This is a genomic window from Aeromonas sp. 82P, from assembly GCF_051919365.1.
Lineage (GTDB): Bacteria > Pseudomonadota > Gammaproteobacteria > Enterobacterales > Aeromonadaceae > Aeromonas > Aeromonas veronii.
Window position 1 is genome coordinate 1,120,001 of the sequence record NZ_JBQBEV010000001.1, and the last position, 20,501, is coordinate 1,140,501.

Here is a 20,501-nt window from a genome sequence, read left to right on the forward strand (position 1 = left end):
CGCTGGAGCCGTCCTTGAAATACCACCCTTGTATGTTTGATGTTCTAACGCAGGGCCCTGAATCGGGCTCGCGGACAGTGCCTGGTGGGTAGTTTGACTGGGGCGGTCTCCTCCCAAAGAGTAACGGAGGAGCACGAAGGTTGGCTAATCCTGGTCGGACATCAGGAGGTTAGTGCAATGGCATAAGCCAGCTTAACTGCGAGACGGACAGGTCGAGCAGGTACGAAAGTAGGTCATAGTGATCCGGTGGTTCTGAATGGAAGGGCCATCGCTCAACGGATAAAAGGTACTCCGGGGATAACAGGCTGATACCGCCCAAGAGTTCATATCGACGGCGGTGTTTGGCACCTCGATGTCGGCTCATCACATCCTGGGGCTGAAGTCGGTCCCAAGGGTATGGCTGTTCGCCATTTAAAGTGGTACGCGAGCTGGGTTCAGAACGTCGTGAGACAGTTCGGTCCCTATCTGCCGTGGGCGTTGGATGATTGAAGGGAGTTGCTCCTAGTACGAGAGGACCGGAGTGAACGAACCTCTGGTGTTCGGGTTGTCACGCCAGTGGCACTGCCCGGTAGCTAAGTTCGGAATCGATAACCGCTGAAAGCATCTAAGCGGGAAGCGAGCCCTGAGATGAGTCATCCCTGACCCCTTGAGGGTCCTAAAGGGCCGTTGGAGACCACAACGTTGATAGGTGGGGTGTGTAAGCGCAGTGATGTGTTGAGCTAACCCATACTAATTACCCGTGAGGCTTAACCATACAACACCCAAGAAGTGTTCTAAGGCTTGTAGCAAATACCAAGCGAACTACTAACTAATTCAGTGATAGCGAAGCCAACAGGCAAATCGTTATTCACGTCAGCTTTCTGGATTAAGAATTTGCCTGGCGGCCATAGCGCCGTGGAACCACCTGATCCCATGCCGAACTCAGAAGTGAAACGCGGTAGCGCCGATGGTAGTGTGGCATTCGCCATGCGAGAGTAGGACACTGCCAGGCACCAAATTTAAAAACCCCGCTCGATGAGCGGGGTTTTTTATTGCCTGCAATTCAGAACGTCGCCGGATATTAAACTTTCCCCTTCTTGTCATTCATTGATTACCCTTCTAAAGCCCCAAAAAGACCTCTTTTTCTGTTCGATATTTGCTCACCAGTTCAATGTGTTGGATACAAAAAGTACAGAATGTGATGCCTGCTCTGGTTTAATTCTTCAGTCCATATTGATGGACCAAGGAATCACAATAATTTAAGGAATAGACCCATGTTCAAAAGAACAGTAACGATGATGCTGGCGGCGGGAACCCTGGTATTAGGCGGTTGCGCATCCAATGGTGGTGCAGAGCAGGCTGGGGCAGACAACGGCGATTTCGGTGGCAAGTCCATCTACCTGCGCGGGGAGATGAACGACTGGATGGCCACTGATGAAAGCAAGGTAGTCAAGGTGGCCGACAAGCTCTATATGGCCAAAGGCACCCTCAAGAAAGAGTGGGCCCCCTACAAGTTCAAGTTTGCTGATTCAGGCTGGAGCTGCGGTACCAACTTTGGCTATAAGAGCCCGAGTGATGGTGTTGCCGTGTTGGGTGGTGAGGCGGTGCCGGTCAACCCCTGCTCCAAGTATGAGGACATGAAGTTCTCACCAGATGCTGATGGCGTCTACGAGTTCTATCTGAATATGGCGGGTGAAACACCGACCGTTTACGTCAAGAAGCCCTGATCTATCTCTGAGTGTTAAATCACTTAGCAAATTAATCAGTTAAGTGCCCTGGCCCAGAAATCTGCTGGCCGGGGCATTTTTTTAGGTTAGAATCGGCGCCCTCATGGCATCAGGTGTACTATATGTTGTGCCATTAATTTTAGATGGCACCATTAGTTGTGTTTTCTGCTGTTGTCATGATGTTGATGCATTCACATAAGGTTGATTGAAAATGGCTAAATCGAACCCGGTGCTGGAGAGTGAGCTTGGCTCCCGCCTTATCCCCATGCAGGAAACGTCCCTCGAGATTTGGGATAGCAAGTATCGCCTCAAGAGCAAGGATGGCACTCCCATCGACAGCTCTATCGATGAGACCTACCAGCGGGTAGCCTGTGCGTTGGCAGAGCAGGAGCTGGAGCCTGAGGCCTGGTATGAGCCGTTCCTGTGGGCGCTGCGCAATGGGGCCATTCCGGCGGGCCGCATCACCTCCAACGCCGGGGCGTTTGAGCACAAGCCTGCCACTTCAACCATCAACTGTACTGTTTCCGGTACCATCGAAGATTCGATGGACGATATCCTAGGCAAGGTGCACGAGGCTGGCCTGACCCTGAAAGCTGGTTGTGGTATCGGCTATGACTTCTCGACTCTGCGCCCGCGCGGTGCCTTTGTCTCCGGTGCCGGTGCCTACACTTCCGGTCCGCTCTCCTTTATGGATATCTATGACAAGATGTGTTTCACCGTCTCGTCAGCCGGTGGCCGTCGCGGCGCCCAGATGGGCACCATGGATATCCGCCATCCCGATGTGATCGAGTTTATTCAGGCCAAGCGCGAAGATGGCCGCCTGCGTCAGTTCAACCTCTCTCTGCTCATCACCGAAGATTTCGTTAAGGCGGTGAAAGAGGATGCACCCTGGTCGCTGATCTTCCCCTACACCGCCAAAGAGGTGGAGCAGGATAGCATTGCGCTGGACGATCCCGCTCAGGTGCTCTGGGCCGACTGGCCCAACAAGGAAGGGGTTGTATTCAACGAGTTGGGGCAGGTCGCTTGCAAGGTCTACAAGACCATGCCAGCCCGCAAGCTGTGGAATGTCATCATGACCTCGACCTATGACTATGCAGAGCCCGGCTTCATCCTGATCGACAAGGTCAACCAGATGAACAACAACTGGTTCTGTGAAGAGATCCGCGCGACCAACCCTTGTGGTGAGCAGCCGTTGCCGCCCTACGGTGCCTGTCTGCTGGGCTCGGTCAATCTGACCAAGTTTGTGCGCGACCCGTTTACTGAATACGCGGCATTCGATTGGCAGGCGTTTCGCAAGGTGGTGGCCATCTTTACTCGCATGCTCGACAACGTGGTGGAGATCAACCAACTGCCACTGGCCAAACAGCGCGAGGAGATCACAGCCAAGCGCCGGCATGGCATGGGTTTCCTGGGTCTTGGTTCGACCCTGACCATGCTGCAGATCAAGTACGGCTCTGCGGCATCCGTCGCCTTTACCGAGCAGGTATCCCAGGAGCTGGCGATGACCGGCTGGCAGGAGTCCCTGCGCCTTGCCAGGGAGAAGGGCCCAGCGCCCATTATGGAGCAGGAGTTCGAAGTAACCGGCAAGATGCTGCGTCTGCGCCCGGAAATGGCGGCTGATGGCATCAAGGTGGGCGACAAGGTGAAGGGCAAGGTGTTGCATGCGCGTTATAGCCGCTATATGCAGCAGGTTGCCGAGGTGGATCCTGCGCTGGTCGCCGAGCTGGCCGAAGTGGGTGGGCGTTTCACCCATCACAGTAGTATCGCGCCGACCGGCACCATCTCGCTGTCATTGGCCAACAACGCCAGCAACGGCATCGAGCCGAGCTTTGCCCACCACTACAGCCGCAACGTCATTAAGCCGGGCAAGAAGAGCAAGGAGAGCGTGGATGTCTACTCCTTCGAGCTGCTGGCCTATCGCGAGCTGGTAAATCCGGCCGCCATGCCCTATGCCGATGATGAGGCGAGCCGTCTGCCGGAATATTTCATTACTGCCGATGACATCAGCCCGGCGCAGCATGTGGATATTCAGGCTGCGGCCCAGCGCTGGATTGACTCCTCCATCTCCAAGACCGCCAACGTGCCGACTGATTTCCCGTTCGAGCAGTTCAAGGACATCTACATGTATGCCTCGGACTCCGGCCTCAAGGGCTGCACCACTTTCCGCTTCAATCCGGAGGCCTTCCAGGGCGTGCTGGTGAAGGAGAAGGATCTGGAGAACACCCTCTATGAGTTCACCCTGGAGGATGGTTCCGTCATCTCCGTCAAGGGGAACGAAGAGATCGAATACGATGGCGAGCTGCATACGGCCGCCAACCTCTACGATGCCTTGAAAGAAGGCTATTACGGTAAATTCTGAGAACGACATTATGGTCAAAAAGATCGACAAGAAAATCGTCGCCTACAAGGTGCGTACCAAGGATGAGCCGCAAGAAGATCTCTCTGTGCTGGATGACGTAGTGCATATGCACGAAACCGTGCTGCGCCCGGAGCGGCTGATGGGCACCACCTACAAGTTGAAGACGCCGGAGCATGTCTCCGAGCACTCACTGTTCATCACCATCAACGACATCATTCTCAACGAGGGCACGGTTCACGAAACTCGCCGTCCGTTCGAGATTTTCATCAACTCCAAGAGCCTGGAGCACTATCAGTGGATCGTGGCGCTGACCCGCATCATCTCGGCGGTATTCCGCAAGGGTGGGGATGTCACCTTCCTAGTCGAGGAGCTGCGCTCGGTGTTTGATCCCAAGGGCGGATACTGGAACAAGGGCAAGTATGTGCCGTCGCTGATCGCCGAAATTGGCAACGTGATCGAGAGCCATCTCACCGAGATCGGCATGCTCAAGGCGCCGGGATTGGATGAGCATCAGCAGGCGTTTCTGGCCGAGAAGCAGGCTGAATTGAAAGCCGCTCAGGAGGCCGAAGAGCAACAGGCGGGCAGTGGTTTCCCGGCCAATGCGGCGCTCTGCTACAAGTGCCACACCAAGGCGCTGGTGCTGAAGGATGGCTGCATGACCTGCCTCAACTGTGGCGACTCCAAGTGCGGTTGACAGACATGCCCAAGTAGTTGAACGATAGAAAAAAGACCGGCCACAGTGCCGGTCTTTGTATTGCTGTTTTTATGCGCAATCAAATCAGGCGGCCAAGTGATTTGTTGCGCGATAGTAAAATCGGGCGTAGCGTTGAGGGTAATAAAACTGTCACGGCCGTGTGGTTTCAATGACATCTGAGATTCACACACGTGGCCCTTCAGTGCCAAGGAGGATGCTTATGGACAATACGGACCGAAAGCTGTTTATCCTGGATACCAACGTTCTGCTTCACGAACCCCTCGCTATCTACTCCTTCAAAGAGCACGACGTGCTCATCCCCATGACGGTGCTGGAAGAGCTCGATAACATCAAGGATCGCAACAAGGATGTCAGCCGCGACGCGCGGGTGGCCATTCGTGCGCTGGAAGATGTGTTCCGCGATGCAACCCCGGATCAGATCACCCAGGGCGTGCCGCTGGCTGGCGAAGCGAGCGGCAATATCTGCATCTTCAGCGATCACCATCTGCCGCAGGATGCCGAGGTCTTTACCGACAAGGAGGCCGACAACCGCATCATCAACGCGGCCCTCTATCTGCAAAAGCACGAGTTGAAGCGTCAGGTGGTGCTGGTCACCAAAGACATCAACATGCGCCTCAAGGCTAAAGGGGCCGGGCTTGCTCACGTTGAAGATTACCGTAGTGACCAGCTGATCGATGATATCCGCCTGCTGGCCAAAGGCTTTCAGGTGGTGCCCGGCAGCTTCTGGGAGCGGGTTGGCGAGTGCGAGAGCGAGACCCATGGCCGCGACACCATCCATGTGATCGATGCCAATCTGCTGGAGGGGGTTCATGTAAACCAGTATCTGGTGGATGAGGAGAATTTCTTCGCCGCCCGGGTACTCAGCCACGATGGCAACAAGATCCGCATCAAGGATCTGGGCCGCGAGCGGTTGATGTCCCGCAAGGCGTGGGGTGTCCATCCCAAGAATGTCTATCAGGGGATGGCGCTGGATGCACTGCTCGATCCGCACATCGATCTGGTGATCCTGACTGGCCCGGCGGGTTGCGGTAAAACCTTGCTGGCAATGGCGGCGGCCTTGGAGCTGGTGATTGAGAAGGGCATTTACGAGAAAGTGATCGTCACCCGGAATACCCCGGAAATTGCCGAAAGCATCGGCTTCCTGCCCGGCACCGAGGAGGAGAAGATGATGCCCTGGCTGGCAGCGGTGACCGACACCCTGGAGGTGCTGCACAAGCAGGACGAGAACATGAGCGGCTCGCTCAGCTACATCATGGAGAAGGCCAACATCCAGTTCAAATCGGTCAACTTCATGCGCGGGCGCAGCATCCAGAACACCTTCGTGCTGCTGGATGAGTGCCAGAACCTGACTGCATCCCAGATCAAGACCATCATCACCCGCTGCGGCGAGGGCACCAAGATCGTCTGCTCCGGTAACCTGGCCCAGATCGACTCCAACTACCTGAGCCCGGTGACCTCGGGTCTCACCTACATCGTCGAGCGTTTCAAGGATTTTGACGGCAGTGCCAACATCTTCCTCAATGGCGTGGTGCGCAGCCGACTGGCTTCGTTCGCCGAGGAAAATCTCTGATTTAGCTGACTATCTTCATATGAAAAAGGGAAGCCACTTGGCTTAATGCCAGTCAGTTAAGCCTGACTGGCATTGTTTTTATTGGCTTTTTGCACCGCATACTTTTGTGGTCTTGCCTTCACACTGCGGGGATAACTCCGCTCCCTTCGCTCCGGTAATACAAACTGCCCCGCCTGCTTATCCAGCTCCGCCACCCGCTTCGGGATACTCCCCGGTGACAGGTACGGCATGCAGCTCAGTTCATGGATGAGATAGACCGACGCCATGTGAAAACTCAACTGGCTCGCCGTGTATCCCTTCAGACTCGCCGCCATCTTTACCATCTGGCTGCGCAAGAGGTTGTACGCCAGCAGTACACCCCATAACTCTTGCCGTATCCCCGCTGCCTTCTTGCTGCGCAGGGTCAGCCGGTGCTGTTGCAGGCTGTGCTTCATCTCCCGATAGCCCAACTCGATTTCCCAGCGATGGCTGTAGAGCTCAACGATATCGGCACCCGGGAAACGCATCGGGTCGACCATCGAGGTCAGCACCTGCAGCTCTTTGCCGTTGATAGTGCGAGTCAGCAAGCGGGCTTCTAGCGTGTCAGGCAGTTGCGGCCACTTCTTCCTCGCCTGTGGGCTGGTCTTGAGATGCACCAGCACATCCTGACGCCCCAGCTTGCGCACCACCTCGTATTGGGTGCCCCTTTTGAGTGGCAGCAACCAGTGTCGCTCGCTGCCAGTGGTTTGCCAGGCGTGGAGCAGACCGAGAGAGTAAAACCCCTTGTCGAACAGGGTGAGCGAGTGGTCCGGCGTGCGCGTGACCAGCTGCTCGGCCAACACCATCTCGTTGACGGTGCAGCTCTCCATGACCGCCTGAACAAGCAGGTGACTGGTCAACTCCATCTGGCAGAGCATGCGCACCTGCGGATAGGCGGTTTCGCCATGCTGGGTACCGGGCTTGGCAAAGGCGGCGGCATTGTCCGGGGTATCAGGCGTGCGCCACATCACACCATCGACGGCGAGCAGTTGCAGCCCGGCCCAACCGGGATGATTGGCCTGCTGGTGCCAGCGCGAGGCGGTCTCGTGAAACAGCCGCTCGATGCTCTTGTCCCCCAGTTTTTGGCGAGCTTGCAGGAAGGCGCTGGGGGCGACAAAGGGACGGTCCCCGGGCAACAGGATATCGAGCTGATTGACCAGCTGGGTCATGGGGACGTGGCGGAAGATGGCCATGCCAATGATGGCCCAGACCAGGCGCTCCATGGGCATGCGGCGACGACGCAGGGTTGCGACGCCCTCTTCGGCGAGCAGCGTTGTGATGAGCTCGGGAGGAATGAGGTCTGAGAGTGACTCAAACTGAGCGGCATTGCTGGCGTGGAGGAAATCGAGAGCATGAGCGATGCGCATAAAAAATCCGAAATCAATCAACAGGTTTCGGATTTTCACACAACAGAAGGATCGGTCAATGGATCCTTAACTGATCGGCATTAGCCACTTGGCTTCCCTTTTTTGATCCCGTCACCAGTTCAGTGTCCTTGGGTCACTGTCCAAGGTAGCGCAGCAGCCCCAGGTGGTCGCTGTTTTGCAGAATATCCGGCTTGCCTTGCAGGGCGATGCGCCCCTCGTCGACAAACAACACCTGATCGGCAATCAGCTGGGCATCCTCCGGATTGTGGGAGACCATCAGTACGGTAATGCCCTGTTCGCAGGCTAGCCTCGCCACTTCCGCCAGCATCTCCCGGCGCAGGGCGGGATCGAGGGCAGAGAAGGGCTCATCCAGCAGCAGCAGTGGTTTGCCGCGCACCAACGCGCGAGCCAGCCCGACCCGCTGCTGCTGGCCGCCGGAGAGCTGTTCAGGCAGGCGGCTTAGCATCTCGCCAAGACCAACCCGCTCGGCCGCCTCGTTTACCTGTGCCCGCTGGGCGGCACTCAGGCGTAGACCCGGGTGCAGGCCGATAGCGATATTGTCGAACACCGACAGATGGAGAAACAGGTTGTGATCCTGAAACAGGGTGGTGACCGGGCGCTCGGCGGGGCCCAGCGGCAGCAGATCTTCGCCATCGAAGCTGAGGCGGCCCGACTCCACCGGCACGAAGCCGGCGATCATCCCGAGCAGGGTCGACTTGCCTGCGCCGCTTGGGCCGATCAGTGCGGTGATCTCTCCCTTGGGCAGGGTCGCGCTGAAGCTGACGCGCCAGTCGGGGTAGCTGGTTACCAGCGTATCAATGTTCAGCATGTTTTCCTCCAAGCCCCCGTTCCACCAGCCAGAACAGGGAGAAACAGAGCGTAAGCAGCAGCAGAGCGGTGGCTGCTGCCTCGGTCAATCGGTAGCTGCCGAGCTGCTGGTAGAGCAGCCAGGGCAGGGTGGTGAGCTCCTGACTGCCAAACATGGCGATGGCGCCGAGATCCCCCAGCGAGAGGATCATCGACAGCGCCATCGCCAGTGCCAGCGGGCGGCGCAGCAGCGGCCACTCCACCAGTCGCAGGCGATGCAGGCCGCGTACCCCCAGACTGTCCGCCAGCCGATCGTACTGGCGTACCACCAGCTGCATGGGGGCGGAGAGGGTGCGCATCACATAGGGCAGCGCCATCAGGGCGTTGACCAGCACCACCAGCCAAGGGCCGAGTGCAAATACATCGGCAAAGGGCATAAACAGGATAAAGAGTCCGGTGGAGAGCACCACTGCCGGGATCATCAGGATCATCGAACCGCTGGCCTCCCACAGGGCAGCAGCCCGCCGCTGGCGGGTGCGCACCTTGAGGTGACGGCTGGTGAGCAGCAGGCCGCTGCCGAGCAGGGTCGCCAGGGTGCCTGCCGCCAGTGCAATCAGCAGCGACTGGCCGCTCGCCTGCCACAGTTTGCTGGAGGTGAGCGCCGTCAGCAGGCCGGGGTGAAGGCCAGCCACCACAATGGCCAGCAGTGGCGGCAGAAAGATGGCGAGCCCGATACCGAGCGAGAGCAGGTCCACCACGGCCGTGCCCGGCTGATGACGGTCCGGTCGCAGGCAGGGACGACGGGGGGTCACCCGACTGGCCGGGGTGCTCTGCAGCTTGTGCTGCAGGGCGAGCAGGGCGGCGGTCAGGATGAGCTGCACCAGCGCCAATCCGCCCGCGGTGGCGAGATCGAAGTCAAAGCGCAGCGCCTGATAGACGGCCACCTCCAGCGTGGTGGATTTCGGGCCGCCGCCCAGCGCCAGTACGGTGGTGAAGCTGGTGAAGCAGAGCATGAAGATGAGGCTGGCCAGCCCGGGCAATATGCCGCGAATAAGCGGCCACTCCAGCAGCCGGAAGATATGGGATGAGCGCATGCCGAGCTGGCTGGCGAGGCGCCAGCTCGATTCGGGGATGCTCTCTATGCTCTGCAGCATCAGGCGTGCCGCCAGTGGCATATTGAAGAAGACGTGGGCCAGCAGGATACCGAACAGGCCGTAGAGATAATTGCCGGGATCCAGCCCCAGTGAGCGCAACAGTTGCGGTAGCCACCCTTGCTTACCGTGTACCGCTACTATGCCGAAGATGGCGATGATGACCGGCAGTACCAGCGAGAGACCAAACAGCTTGATCAGCAGGGTTCGGCCAATGAAGCGGCGCCGCGCCAGCGCGCGGGCCACCGGAATGGCCAGCCCCAGGCTCAGCAGGGTGGAGAGCAGTGCCTGTCCCAGACTGAAGCCCAGCACATGACGCAGATAAGGGTCTGCGAGCAGGGTGCGGGGGGCCAGCGAACCGGCCTGCCACAACAGGGCCGCGAGCGGCCCGAGGGATAACAGCAGGATCAACAAGGTGGCTGCACTGCCCGGCAACCACCAGAGGGGACGAGCCTGTGGTTTCAGATAACGGCTCACTGGGTGACGGCTTGCAGCCACTCGCGGATCCACCCTTTGCGATTGGCGGCCACCTCATCGCTGCTGAAGGCGAGCGGCTTGGCTACGGTGATCATCTGCTCGAAGCCCTTGGGCAGCGGCATGTCGATAACGGGATACATCCAGTTGCCGGTCGGGATCTCGTTCTGGAAGGCGGGGCTCACCATAAATTGCAGGAACTGGTCAGCCAGCTTCTCCTGTTTGGCGCTCTTCAGCTTGGCGGCCACTTCTACCTGACGGTAGTGTCCCTCCTCGAAGGCGGCAGCCTGATACTGGGGCTTGTTCTCGGCAATCAGGTGATAGGCCGGAGAGGTGGTGTAGGAGAGCACCATGTCCGCTTCGCCATCGAGGAACATGCCATAGGCCTCTGACCACCCCTTGGTGACGGTGACCGTTTTTTTGGCAAGCTGGGCCCAGGCGGCAGGTGCCTTGTCGCCATAGACAGACTTCATCCACAACATCAGTCCCTGTCCCGGGGTGGAGGTGCGGGGATCCTGATAGATCACCTTGAGATCGGGGCGCTCCACCAGCTCTTTCAGGCTCTTGGGTGGCTGCTTGAGTTTGTCCTTGTCATAAACAAAGGCGAAGTAGCCGTAGTCGTAGGGGACGAAGGTGTCATCCTGCCAGCCACCCGGCACCTTGATGTCATCGAGCTTGGCGGGATGGGGGGCGAACAGGCCACTCTGCTTGGCTTCGCTGATGAGGGCATCGTCGAGCCCCAGCACCAGATCGGCCTTGCTGTGGTTGCCCTCCAGCCGCAGTCGGTTGAGGATGGCGACCCCATCTTCGAGGGGAACCAGATTGAGGGTGCAGTCGCACTCTTTCTCGAAGGCCTGTTTGATCTTGGGCCCCGGACCCCACTCGGCAGTGAAGGAGCTGTAGGTGTAGACGGTGAGGGTGTCGGCGGCGAACACATTGGCCGACAGCAGGCCGGTGGTGATCAGCAGCAGGGTCTTCATGGGTGGCACTCCCTATTACTTGTTAATAACGAGGTGCCAGCGGGTGAGGGCGCAAAAAATGAGCGCCATGCCTCAAATTCCTCCGCCAGCATTATCTGGATCAGGTACACGGGTATAATCTCAGCGGTAAACCGCACCCCGTTTGAGAAACGAACCGCATTGTATTAACGTTCTTTTGGGTAGACCAGCACAATTGTGCAATACCCATGAGATGACGCCCACCCAACAGAGGATGTTCGCGTGCTTACCAATACCAAGGAAAGGCGTGCCTTTGCGCGCATGGTCATCAATGCTCCGGTCACCGTCTATCAGCAGCAGCTGGTGCTGGAGGGGATCTGCCGGGATCTCAGTGCCAACGGCATGGGGATTGCGGTCTCTGAACACCAGCTCGACATCAATCAGCCCATCCGGATCAGTCTTGCCACCAACAACAACCTGTTGCCTCCCTTTGAAGCCCATGCCCGTATTATCCGGGTGCTGGAGGAGGAGAGCGGGTTGCTGCTGGCGGTAGAGTTTCTGCCTCAGGGTTAATCCTCTCTCCCCATCGGCAGAGGGAGTTAGCCTTTCTCCTGAACCGGCTGCACACTCAACTGCTTGCTATCGACCAGCGTTTTGCTGGTCGATGCTATTTGGCCCGCAGGCAAGGTGGCGGGACCGGTAGGTTCGAGCAGCAGGTAGTTCTGCCCCTGCCAGTTGAGGGTCACATCCCCCGGCTTGGCGGGCAGGTCAACGGCCAGCAGGGCATGGCCGGGGACGAACACCATGGCCTGTTTCAGCTCCGGAAAGAGCTGGGCCAGCATGGCGGCCATCAGGGTTACCTTGCTGTCGCAGTCCCCCCGGTTCTGCTCCAGCACCAGACGGGGAGATAGAAATCCCTTGCCCTGTCTTCCATTCAGGCTATCGAGCTGCTGATAGGGGATGCTCTGGATAAAGGTGAGCATATGGGCCACGGTTTTCTGGCGCGCTTCCGTTTCGGTGCTGCCCTGCTGCTTGAGTTGATCCGCCAGTGGAGCCAGCCCGCTGCGACTCTCCAGCGCGATGCGCACATGGTCCTGCTTCACCGCCAGCTGCCCGTCCGGGGTGTTGAAGTACTGGAAGTAGTGTTTGGTCAGCCACGCCTGCTCCTCTTTGCTCCGCTTGGACTGCAGAAAGGCCATCGCCTCGCGCGCCTTGTCCTGATTGCGGCTTTTCAGATGCAGCTCCAGCGAGGGACGGGCTAGGGTGAACTGCACCTCGGGGTAGTTCTGGCGCACCTCCCGCAGCAACACCTGCAACACCTCCTCCTGCATTCTGGCCGGGCGATAGGCGATGAGAGGCGGCAACTTGCCCTGTTCGAGCCGGTAGGTGAGCTGTTGGGGGTTACCTTCGCTATCCTGCCAGCCGACGCTGATCTGGCCGAGGCTGTTGTTGAAGCTGGTTTGGCTGGCCCCCGCAGGAAGAGCAAGCAGCAGGGCACAGAGCAGAGGAATTGCCGTCGGTCTCTTCATCATCCTTTCCTGTGGCACGGGCCAGTTCCGGTGGCCCAAAGTGGGAAGCGTAGCGGACAGTAAAACAGGGAGCCGAAGCTCCCTGTTGATTCTACTCGTTTTTTTGCAACTGGTGCGTTAAATCCAACTCGGCTGCTTCGCCTCAAAGGCGCTGATGGCGGCCTCGTGCTGCAGGGTCAGACCGATGGCATCCAAGCCGTTGAGCAGACAGTAACGGCGGAATTCATCGATCTCGAAACCGAAGCAGAGGCTACCTGCACGTACCTGATTGGCTTCCAGATCCACCTCGATCTCGATGCCCGGTTTGGCGGCCACCAGCTGGAACAGGGCATCGACCTCCTCCTCATTCAGGCGCACCGGCACCATGCCATTGTTGATGGCGTTGCCGTAGAAAATGTCGGCAAAGCTCGGGGCAATGATGGTCTTGAAGCCGTAGTCCGCCAGCGCCCAGGGGGCGTGCTCGCGACTCGACCCGCAGCCGAAGTTCTCGCGGGCCAACAGGATGCTGGCACCGGCGAATTGCGGTTGGTTGAGCACGAACTCGGGGTTGGGCTGCTGGCCGGCATCGTCGAGGAAGCGCCAGTCGTGGAACAGGTGCTTGCCAAAACCGATGCGGTTTACCTTCTGCAAAAACTGCTTCGGAATAATGGCGTCGGTGTCGACGTTGGCGCTGTCGAGGGGGACGACGATCCCTTTATGCTGTTTGAATCCTGTCATCTAAATGTCCTCTTACAGTGCGCGAATGTCGGCGAAGCGGCCGGTGACGGCGGCGGCGGCGGCCATGGCCGGACTCACCAGATGGGTGCGGCCGGCACGGCCCTGACGTCCTTCGAAGTTGCGGTTGCTGGTGGAGGCGCAGCGCTCCCCCGGTTGCAGCCGGTCGTTGTTCATCGCCAGACACATGGAGCAGCCGGGCAGGCGCCACTCAAAACCGGCCTCGATGAAGATCTTGTCCAGACCCTCGGCTTCGGCCTGCGCCTTCACCTGCTCGGAGCCCGGCACCACCAGCGCCTGCACGCCAGCGGCTACCTTGCGACCGCAGGCGATGGCGGCGGCAGCACGCAGATCCTCGATGCGGCTGTTGGTGCACGACCCGATAAATACTTTGTCGATGGCAACGTCGGAGAGCTTCTGACCCGGTTGCAAGTCCATGTAGGCGAGCGCCTTGCGGGCTGACTGCTGCTCCATCAGATCGCTGAAGGATTCCGGCGCCGGAATGGGTTCATTAACGGCAATCACTTGCCCCGGGTTGGTACCCCAGGTGACTTGCGGGGCGATATCGGCGGCGTCCAGCACCACTTCGGCATCGAAACGGGCACCTTCATCGCTCTTGAGGCTCTGCCAGTAAGCGATGGCCTGCTCCAGCGCCTCGCCTTTGGGGGCGAACTCCTTGCCGCGAATGTAGTCGATGGTGGTCTGGTCGGGGGCAATCATCCCCGCCTTGGCACCCAGCTCTATGGCCATGTTGCACACCGTCATCCGCCCTTCCATGGAGAGGCTCGCAATGGCCTCGCCAGCAAATTCCACCACGTAGCCGGTACCACCGGCATGGCCGACCTTGCCGATAATGGCCAGCACTACATCCTTGGCGCTGATGCCTTCGGCCAGCTTGCCGTTGACTGAAATGCGCATGGTCTTGGCGCGGCCCTGTTTCAGGGTCTGGGTGGCCATCACATGTTCCACTTCGGAAGTGCCGATGCCGAACGCCAGTGAGCCGAAGGCGCCGTGGGTGGCGGTGTGGGAGTCGCCGCAGACGATGGTGGTGCCGGGCAGGGTGATGCCGAGCTCGGGGCCCATCACATGGACGATCCCCTGATATTTGTGGTTGAGATCGTAGAGGCGAACCCCGAACTCTTTGCAGTTGTCGGCCAGCGTCTCCATCTGGATGCGGGCCATCTCGCCGGAGGCGGCGATGTCCTTGGTGGTGGTGGAGACATTGTGATCCATGGTGGCCCAGGTCAGATCCGGGCGGCGCAGCTGGCGATTCATGGCGCGCAGGCCGTCGAATGCCTGCGGGCTGGTCACTTCATGCACCAGATGGCGGTCGATGTAGATGAGGGGGGTCTCCCCCTCCACTTCCCGTACCACGTGGGCGTCGAATACTTTCTGATAGAGGGTCTTGGCCATTGCTTCTCTCTTCCTTGTTCTCTGTTATGCGGCTCAGATCCGGGCGGCGATCTGGCTACCCATCTCGGACGTGCTCTGCACCGGATGGCGGGCGCTGGCCTGATGCAGGTCGGCGGTGAAGTAACCCTCGGCCAGGGTCTGGGCCACGGCCTGCTCGATGGCTTGAGCTGCGGCTTCCTGGCCCAGGCTATAGCGCAGCATCAGGGCGGCGGAGAGGATCTGGGCGATGGGGTTGGCAATCCCTTTGCCGGCGATATCCGGGGCCGAACCACCGGCCGGTTCGAACAGGCCGAAACCCGATTCGTTGAGGCTGGCGGAGGGGAGCAGTCCCATGGAACCGGTGATCATGGCGCACTCGTCGGAGAGGATGTCACCGAACAGGTTGGAGCAGAGCAGCACATCGAACTGGGACGGATCCTTGATGAGCTGCATGGTGGCGTTGTCGATATACATATGGTTGAGGGTTACGTCCGGATAGGACTTGGCGACTTGCGTCACCACCTCGCGCCACAGAATGGAAGAGGCGAGCACGTTAGCCTTGTCGATGGAGGTGACCTTGGACTTGCGCACCCGGGCCGACTCAAAGGCAATCTTGGCGATGCGCTCAATCTCGAAGCGATGGTACACCTCGGTGTCGAACGCCTTCTCGTTCGCCCCTTCTCCCTCGCGCCCCTTGGGCTGGCCGAAATAGATGCCGCCGGTCAGCTCGCGCACGCAGGCGATGTCGAAGCCGCGATCGGAGATATCGGCGCGCAGCGGGGAGAACTGCTCGAGGCCGGTGTAGATACGGGCCGGACGCAGGTTGCAGAACAGCTTGAAGTGGGCGCGCAGGGGCAGCAGGGCGCCACGCTCAGGCTGATCGTTGGGTGGCAGATGTTCCCATTTCGGGCCGCCGACTGAGCCAAACAGCACAGCATCGGCCGCTTCACAGCCTTTGATGGTGCTTTGCGGCAGCGGGGTGCCGTGGTTGTCGATGGCGATACCGCCCACGTCATGGCGATCATACTCGAAGGCGAGGCCGAACCTGGCCTGCACCTTCTCCAGCACCTTGATGGCCTCGGCCATCACTTCCGGGCCAATGCCGTCACCCGGCAATACTGCGATCCGATAACTGCTCATACACTCTCCATCCTGATATTGTCATTCCATGCCGTCTGTTTGGTTCTGAGCCCTGTTCAGACGGTTTCTGATTTGATGCTGTTATTGCGTTCCATCTGCTCGGCCACCTGATCGGCGCGCCAGATGCTGTTGATCACATGGAGCAGGGCATGGGCCGAGGATTCGATGATGTCGGTGGCCAGTCCCATGCCGTGGAATTTGCGTCCCTTGTACTCGGCGACGATATCGACCTGACCGAGGGCATCTTCCCCTTCGCCCTTGCTCTTGAGGGCATATTTGTCGATGCGGATCTCATAGCCGGTGATGCGGTTGATGCACTGGTAGACCGCATCCACCGGGCCATTGCCGGTAGCCGCTTCGCAGATAAGATCCTGCCCCACCTTCAATTTGACCGAGGCGGTGGCCAGTACCGAGCTGCCGCTCTGCACCCCGAGGTACTCCAGTTTGAAGTGCTCCGGCTCCTCGTGGATCTGGCTGAAGAAGGCCAGCGCTTCGAGATCGTAGTCGAATACCTGCCCCTTCTTGTCGGCCAGGGTCAGGAACTTGCCGTAGAGGTGGTCGAGGTCGTAGCTGCTCTCGGCGTAGCCCATGGACTCCATCCGGTGCTTGATGACGTGGCGGCCGGAGCGGGAGGTCATGTTGAGGTTGTTCTGGGTCAGGCCGATGCTCTCGGGAGTGATGATTTCGTAGGTATTTTTCGCCTTGAGCACCCCATCCTGATGGATGCCGGAGCTATGGGAGAAAGCGTTGGCCCCGACGATCGCCTTGTTGGGCTGCACCGGCATGTTGCACAGCTGGCTGACGAGGGTGCTGGTGCGATGAATTTCGTTGTGGCGGATATTGGTTTGCACCCCGAGCAGGTCGGCGCGGGTTTTGAGGATCATCGCCACCTCTTCCAGCGAGCAGTTGCCCGCCCGTTCGCCGATGCCGTTGATGGTGCACTCGATCTGGCGGGCCCCCATCTGCACCGCGCCGATGGAGTTGGCCACCGAGAGCCCCAGATCATCATGGCAGTGGACCGAGATGATCGCCTTGTCGATGTTGGGGACCCGGTTGAACAGGGTGTGGATGATGCCGGAGAACTCGGTCGGCACCGTGTAGCCCACGGTATCGGGGATATTGATGGTGCGGGCGCCGGCCTTGATGGCGGCTTCCACCATGCGGCACAGGTTGTCTATCGGGGTGCGGCCCGCATCCTCGCAGGAGAACTCCACATCATCGGTGTAGCGCAAGGCGTGCTTGATGGCGCCGACCCCCATCTCCAGCACATCCTCGAAACTCTTTTTCAGCTTGCTCTCCACATGGATGGAGGAGGTGGAGATAAAGGTGTGGATGCGAAACGCCTCGGCGACCCGCAAGGCTTCGCCGGCGGCGTCGATATCCTTGGGCAGGGCGCGGGCGAGGGCGCAGACCCGGCTGTTTTTGATGTGGCGGGCGATGGTCTGCACCGATTGAAAATCGCCGGGAGAAGAGACCGGGAAGCCCACCTCCATGACGTCGACACCGAGCCGCTCCAGTGCCTGGGCGATCTGCAGCTTCTCCTTGACTGTCAAACTGGCCGCCAGGGCCTGCTCACCATCACGCAAGGTGGTGTCGAATATGATGACCCGATCTGACATGTGACTTCCCTCTTCCTAAGTTCGGTAACGTGCATCCTGCGGCGGCATAAAAAAACCCGTGCAGGGTGCACGGGTTTTTGTAAATTCCGGCTATGCCTTAGCCCGGCTACAAGGATCCCGCGCGAGTTAACGCGATTAGGGAGATTAGTAGTAGCGGGGTGGCGATACGCACGACGTTGTTATTCCTTCCAGTCGATAACGCTTTTACCAATATCGAGATTTTTATGCTGTGTCAACACGGAAGGTCAGGGGCAATCTGCTGACGTATTTAATCGGATTGTAAAGGATTGCAAATTTCCTTGTCCCATATTCGGCCCATGACCGATTATCTGGTCATTCCTGCTGTGCTCTATTCTCTGCACAACCAGATCGACTTATCAGCATTGGCTGAATTATCTGAGGTGTTAAATGGAAAAACGTAGACCTGGTCGTCCGGTCGGACGTTCTGACATTCGTGACAAGTTGCTTGCTGCCGCCCGTGAGCGTTTTCTCAATACTCCCTATAGCAAGGTGACTACACGCGAAATCGCGGAGCTTGCTGGCTCCAATCTGGCAATGATCCACTACTACTTCGGCAGTAAAGAGGGTCTTTACAAAGCGGTGCTGGGCGATGTCGCCGAGCCCCTCGACCATGCCTGGCAAGATGAACACAGCAATCACAGCCTCAACGAGCTGCTCAACACCTACTATCAGGTGATGGCGCCCAACAGCGAGCTGACCTCTGCCATCTCCAGCGCATTGTCAACCGAGAAGAGCCCAGGCCGGGATTTTGTGCTGAACCGCCTGCTGGAACGTCAGCTGCCGCAGTTCGATGCCCTGCTGGAAACCATGAAGTCCAACGGTGAGCTGGGTGACAACCTGGATCCTGACATGCTGAAGATCTCCTTCCTCAGCATGATGTGGCAGCCGTTCGTGATGAAAGATCTCTACGAGCAGGTGTTTGGCCTGAAAGTGGATGAGCACTTTATGGCCCGTCTGGCGGACCACAACTGCCGTCTGATGGAGACCGGTCTGCGCGGCAGCCACTGATTTTGCCGCAACATCGAGATTAAAAAGGGCCATTCGGCCCTTTTTTCATAAATCTGTTATCCCTTGTTCAACGTAACGTCATCCCGCCTTCTTACTCTGCAAGCAGATTTCAGGGAAGGAGGGGATATGAACAAGATCCAGCAATGGGACCTGCAGGTGTGCCGGGTCTGCCTGCTTCACGGCTACAACCGGCAGCAGGCGAGGGTGAGTCGTCTCATTTCCCGTACCGGCGATGGCCCGCTTTACGCTGTGCTGGCCGCCCTGCTCTGGTGGCAGGGGGAGGCAGAGCGGGAGCTGGTGCGACTGGCGCTGCTCGCCTTCGCCATCGAACTGCCCCTCTATCTGCTGCTGAAAAACAGCCTGAAACGGCAACGGCCGGTCGGCTTGCCGGTCTTTATCACCCCCTCCGATCGTTACAGCCTCCCCTCCGGCCACACCGCCGCCGCTTTTCTGATGGCCACCATACTGGCCACCGGCTTTCCGCTCTGGGCGCCCCTGCTGTTTGGCTGGGCGGCGCTGGTGGGGGCATCCCGGTTGCTGCTCGGGGTGCACTACCTGAGTGATCTGGTAGCCGGTGCCCTGCTGGGTGGCGGTTGCGCCGTGCTGGCGCTCAGCTGGAGCTACTCATGAGGATACTGTTTGGGGTGCAAGGCACCGGCAACGGTCATATCAGTCGCAGTCGCACCCTGGCGCGGGCGCTGCGCACGGCAGGGGTCGAGGTGGATTATCTCTTCAGCGGCCGTCCTGCCGACCGCTACTTCGACATGGAGGAGTTTGGCGCCTACCGCGCCTTTCCCGGCCTCACTTTTGTCAGCCACGAGGGGCGAGTTTCTCCGTGGCGCACCCTGCAAGCCGCCTCGCCGCTCACCTTCTGGCGGGATCTGCGGGCTCTCGATTGCAGCGAATACGATCTGGTGGTGAGCGATTTTGAGCCGCTGACCGCCCACGCTGCCCGCCGCTATGGCAAGCCGAGCCTCACCGTCAGTCATCAGGCCAGCTTCAACTGGCCCATCCCGCGTTGGGGGGAGGATGGGGTCAGCCGCCAGCTGATGCGCCACTTTGCTCCTGTGGATCAGCCGCTCGGGCTGCACTGGTTTCACTTCGGTCACCCCTTGCTGCCGCCGGTAATCGACCCTATCGCCGCTGCGCCGGATAACGGCGAGATCCTGGTCTATCTGCCGTTCGAGCAGACCGAGGCGATCGCCGCCCTGTTGTCGCGCTTTGGTCAGCAGCGCTTCGTCTGCTTTCACCCCGCCATTCGCACCCCGAGCCAATGGCGCAACCTGCGCTTCGAACCACCATCGCGGCACGGATTTATCGCCGTGTTGACCGGTTGTCGCGGCGTTATATCCAACGCGGGTTTCGAGCTGGCTTCCGAGGCGCTCACCCTCGGCAAGAAGCTGTTGGTCAAACCCCTCGGCGGCCAGTTCGAGCAGCTGACCAATGGCAAGACGCTTGAGATGATGGGGCTGGCGACCCTGATGGATGTGCTCGATGCCAATCTGGTGCGTACCTGGCTCGACAGCGCCTCGCCGGGGGCAGTCTGTTACCCCGATGTAGCGGGGGAGCTGGCCCGCTGGCTGGCGGCGGGCGCTGACGAGAGCGTGGCCTCTCTGTCGCGGCGGCTCTGGGCGCGCACCCTGTTTCCGGAGGAGGTGAGTGATCGCCTGAGCGAGCTGGATGGGGGCGACTGTTTATCCAGTTGCTGGTTATCGCAAGTGAGCGTTGTTGACTAGACTGAAAGGCGATCCCACCAAGGAGAGGACGGAGCAAATGCGCTTTACCAATGAAAACGGCGAAGTCATGAACCTGGCTGACAATCTCACCCTGCACGAGTTGCTCGATATGGGTGTCAGCATCTCGGTCAGTGAAGAGACCGATCCGGATCAGCAGATCTGGCTGGCGGAGCCGGATCAGGAGAACTGAGTCATCATTCGGCATCAAGCCCACCGCTGAGCGGTGGGCTTTTTTGT

General features: G+C 59.1%; 18 protein-coding genes, 2 rRNA genes and 1 riboswitch (1 of these 21 cut by a window edge). Of the genes, 11 read left to right on the forward strand and 9 right to left on the reverse strand.

Annotated features, from left to right (window positions below; genetic code table 11):
* The 6 genes from ACTG2S_RS05235 to ACTG2S_RS05260 all read left to right on the forward strand — a co-directional run.
* Positions 1–754 (forward strand): 23S ribosomal RNA (locus ACTG2S_RS05235); it begins 2,136 nt to the left of the window's first position.
* 122 nt (positions 755–876) lie between these two features.
* A 5S ribosomal RNA gene (rrf, locus tag ACTG2S_RS05240) occupies positions 877–991 on the forward strand.
* 262 nt (positions 992–1,253) lie between these two features.
* Positions 1,254–1,706 carry a pullulanase gene (locus ACTG2S_RS05245; RefSeq protein ID WP_031227982.1) on the forward strand — a complete coding sequence of 151 codons (453 nt, stop codon included), beginning with the start codon at positions 1,254–1,256 and terminating at the stop codon, positions 1,704–1,706.
* Between the two features lie 211 nt (positions 1,707–1,917).
* Positions 1,918–4,065 carry an adenosylcobalamin-dependent ribonucleoside-diphosphate reductase gene (locus ACTG2S_RS05250; RefSeq protein WP_274160115.1) on the forward strand — a complete coding sequence of 716 codons (2,148 nt, stop codon included), beginning with the start codon at positions 1,918–1,920 and terminating at the stop codon, positions 4,063–4,065.
* Positions 4,066–4,075: 10 nt separating this feature from the next.
* The gene (locus tag ACTG2S_RS05255; protein ID WP_274160116.1) at positions 4,076–4,759 is read left to right on the forward strand and encodes a TSCPD domain-containing protein; all 684 of its coding nucleotides are present in this window, start codon (positions 4,076–4,078) and stop codon (positions 4,757–4,759) included.
* Positions 4,760–4,979: 220 nt separating this feature from the next.
* A complete protein-coding gene (locus ACTG2S_RS05260) occupies positions 4,980–6,350 on the forward strand; it encodes a PhoH family protein (protein WP_005358170.1) in 1,371 nt (456 codons plus the stop codon).
* A 56-nt stretch (positions 6,351–6,406) separates the two neighbouring features.
* Here ACTG2S_RS05260 and ACTG2S_RS05265 read toward each other — a convergent pair whose 3' ends face one another.
* The 4 genes from ACTG2S_RS05265 to thiB form a co-directional block, all read right to left on the reverse strand.
* Entirely contained in the window at positions 6,407–7,735 is a 1,329-nt protein-coding gene (locus ACTG2S_RS05265) for an IS4 family transposase (protein WP_439982095.1), read from the reverse strand.
* A gap of 133 nt (positions 7,736–7,868) precedes the next feature.
* Positions 7,869–8,564, reverse strand: a complete 696-nt coding sequence (gene thiQ, locus ACTG2S_RS05270) for a thiamine ABC transporter ATP-binding protein (RefSeq protein WP_274160117.1) — start codon at positions 8,562–8,564, stop codon at positions 7,869–7,871.
* Positions 8,551–10,170, reverse strand: a complete 1,620-nt coding sequence (thiP, locus tag ACTG2S_RS05275; protein ID WP_201906634.1) for a thiamine/thiamine pyrophosphate ABC transporter permease — start codon at positions 10,168–10,170, stop codon at positions 8,551–8,553. Before thiP ends, thiQ begins: the two co-directional genes overlap by 14 nt.
* Positions 10,167–11,147 (reverse strand): thiamine ABC transporter substrate binding subunit, encoded by a 981-nt coding sequence (gene thiB / locus ACTG2S_RS05280; RefSeq protein WP_274160118.1) that lies wholly within the window; start codon positions 11,145–11,147, stop codon positions 10,167–10,169. The genes thiP and thiB overlap by 4 nt, the downstream gene beginning before the upstream one ends.
* Positions 11,148–11,207: 60 nt before the next feature.
* Positions 11,208–11,298: riboswitch (TPP riboswitch) on the reverse strand.
* An 89-nt stretch (positions 11,299–11,387) separates the two neighbouring features.
* Here thiB and ACTG2S_RS05285 point away from each other — a divergent pair.
* Positions 11,388–11,678, forward strand: coding sequence for a PilZ domain-containing protein (locus ACTG2S_RS05285; protein ID WP_005339160.1), 291 nt, complete (start codon positions 11,388–11,390; stop codon positions 11,676–11,678).
* 26 nt (positions 11,679–11,704) lie between these two features.
* On the opposite strand, the gene ACTG2S_RS05290 is transcribed toward ACTG2S_RS05285, so the two are convergent.
* The 5 genes from ACTG2S_RS05290 to leuA form a co-directional block, all read right to left on the reverse strand.
* Positions 11,705–12,634: a transglutaminase domain-containing protein gene (locus ACTG2S_RS05290; protein WP_274160239.1), complete on the reverse strand. Its 930-nt coding sequence runs from the start codon at positions 12,632–12,634 to the stop codon at positions 11,705–11,707.
* Positions 12,635–12,751: 117 nt separating this feature from the next.
* Positions 12,752–13,351: a 3-isopropylmalate dehydratase small subunit gene (gene leuD, locus ACTG2S_RS05295; RefSeq protein ID WP_227095839.1), complete on the reverse strand. Its 600-nt coding sequence runs from the start codon at positions 13,349–13,351 to the stop codon at positions 12,752–12,754.
* A 12-nt stretch (positions 13,352–13,363) separates the two neighbouring features.
* Positions 13,364–14,761, reverse strand: a complete 1,398-nt coding sequence (gene leuC / locus ACTG2S_RS05300; RefSeq protein ID WP_274160119.1) for a 3-isopropylmalate dehydratase large subunit — start codon at positions 14,759–14,761, stop codon at positions 13,364–13,366.
* Between the two features lie 33 nt (positions 14,762–14,794).
* Positions 14,795–15,880 (reverse strand): 3-isopropylmalate dehydrogenase, encoded by a 1,086-nt coding sequence (gene leuB, locus ACTG2S_RS05305; RefSeq protein WP_274160120.1) that lies wholly within the window; start codon positions 15,878–15,880, stop codon positions 14,795–14,797.
* A 56-nt stretch (positions 15,881–15,936) separates the two neighbouring features.
* A complete protein-coding gene (gene leuA, locus ACTG2S_RS05310) occupies positions 15,937–17,499 on the reverse strand; it encodes a 2-isopropylmalate synthase (protein WP_005341192.1) in 1,563 nt (520 codons plus the stop codon).
* Positions 17,500–17,907: 408 nt separating this feature from the next.
* Here leuA and ACTG2S_RS05315 point away from each other — a divergent pair, with 408 nt between their 5' ends.
* The 4 genes from ACTG2S_RS05315 to ACTG2S_RS05330 all read left to right on the forward strand — a co-directional run bounded on the left by ACTG2S_RS05315 (position 17,908) and on the right by ACTG2S_RS05330 (position 20,454).
* Positions 17,908–18,528: a TetR/AcrR family transcriptional regulator gene (locus tag ACTG2S_RS05315; RefSeq protein WP_005349170.1), complete on the forward strand. Its 621-nt coding sequence runs from the start codon at positions 17,908–17,910 to the stop codon at positions 18,526–18,528.
* Positions 18,529–18,654: 126 nt separating this feature from the next.
* Positions 18,655–19,158 carry a phosphatase PAP2 family protein gene (locus tag ACTG2S_RS05320; protein ID WP_274160121.1) on the forward strand — a complete coding sequence of 168 codons (504 nt, stop codon included), beginning with the start codon at positions 18,655–18,657 and terminating at the stop codon, positions 19,156–19,158.
* Positions 19,155–20,264 (forward strand): MJ1255/VC2487 family glycosyltransferase, encoded by a 1,110-nt coding sequence (locus tag ACTG2S_RS05325; protein ID WP_439982099.1) that lies wholly within the window; start codon positions 19,155–19,157, stop codon positions 20,262–20,264. Before ACTG2S_RS05320 ends, ACTG2S_RS05325 begins: the two co-directional genes overlap by 4 nt.
* 37 nt (positions 20,265–20,301) lie before the next feature.
* On the forward strand, positions 20,302–20,454 hold the full coding sequence (locus tag ACTG2S_RS05330) for a hypothetical protein (RefSeq protein WP_005339147.1): 153 nt from the start codon (positions 20,302–20,304) through the stop codon (positions 20,452–20,454).
* The last annotated feature ends 47 nt before the right edge of the window (positions 20,455–20,501 follow it).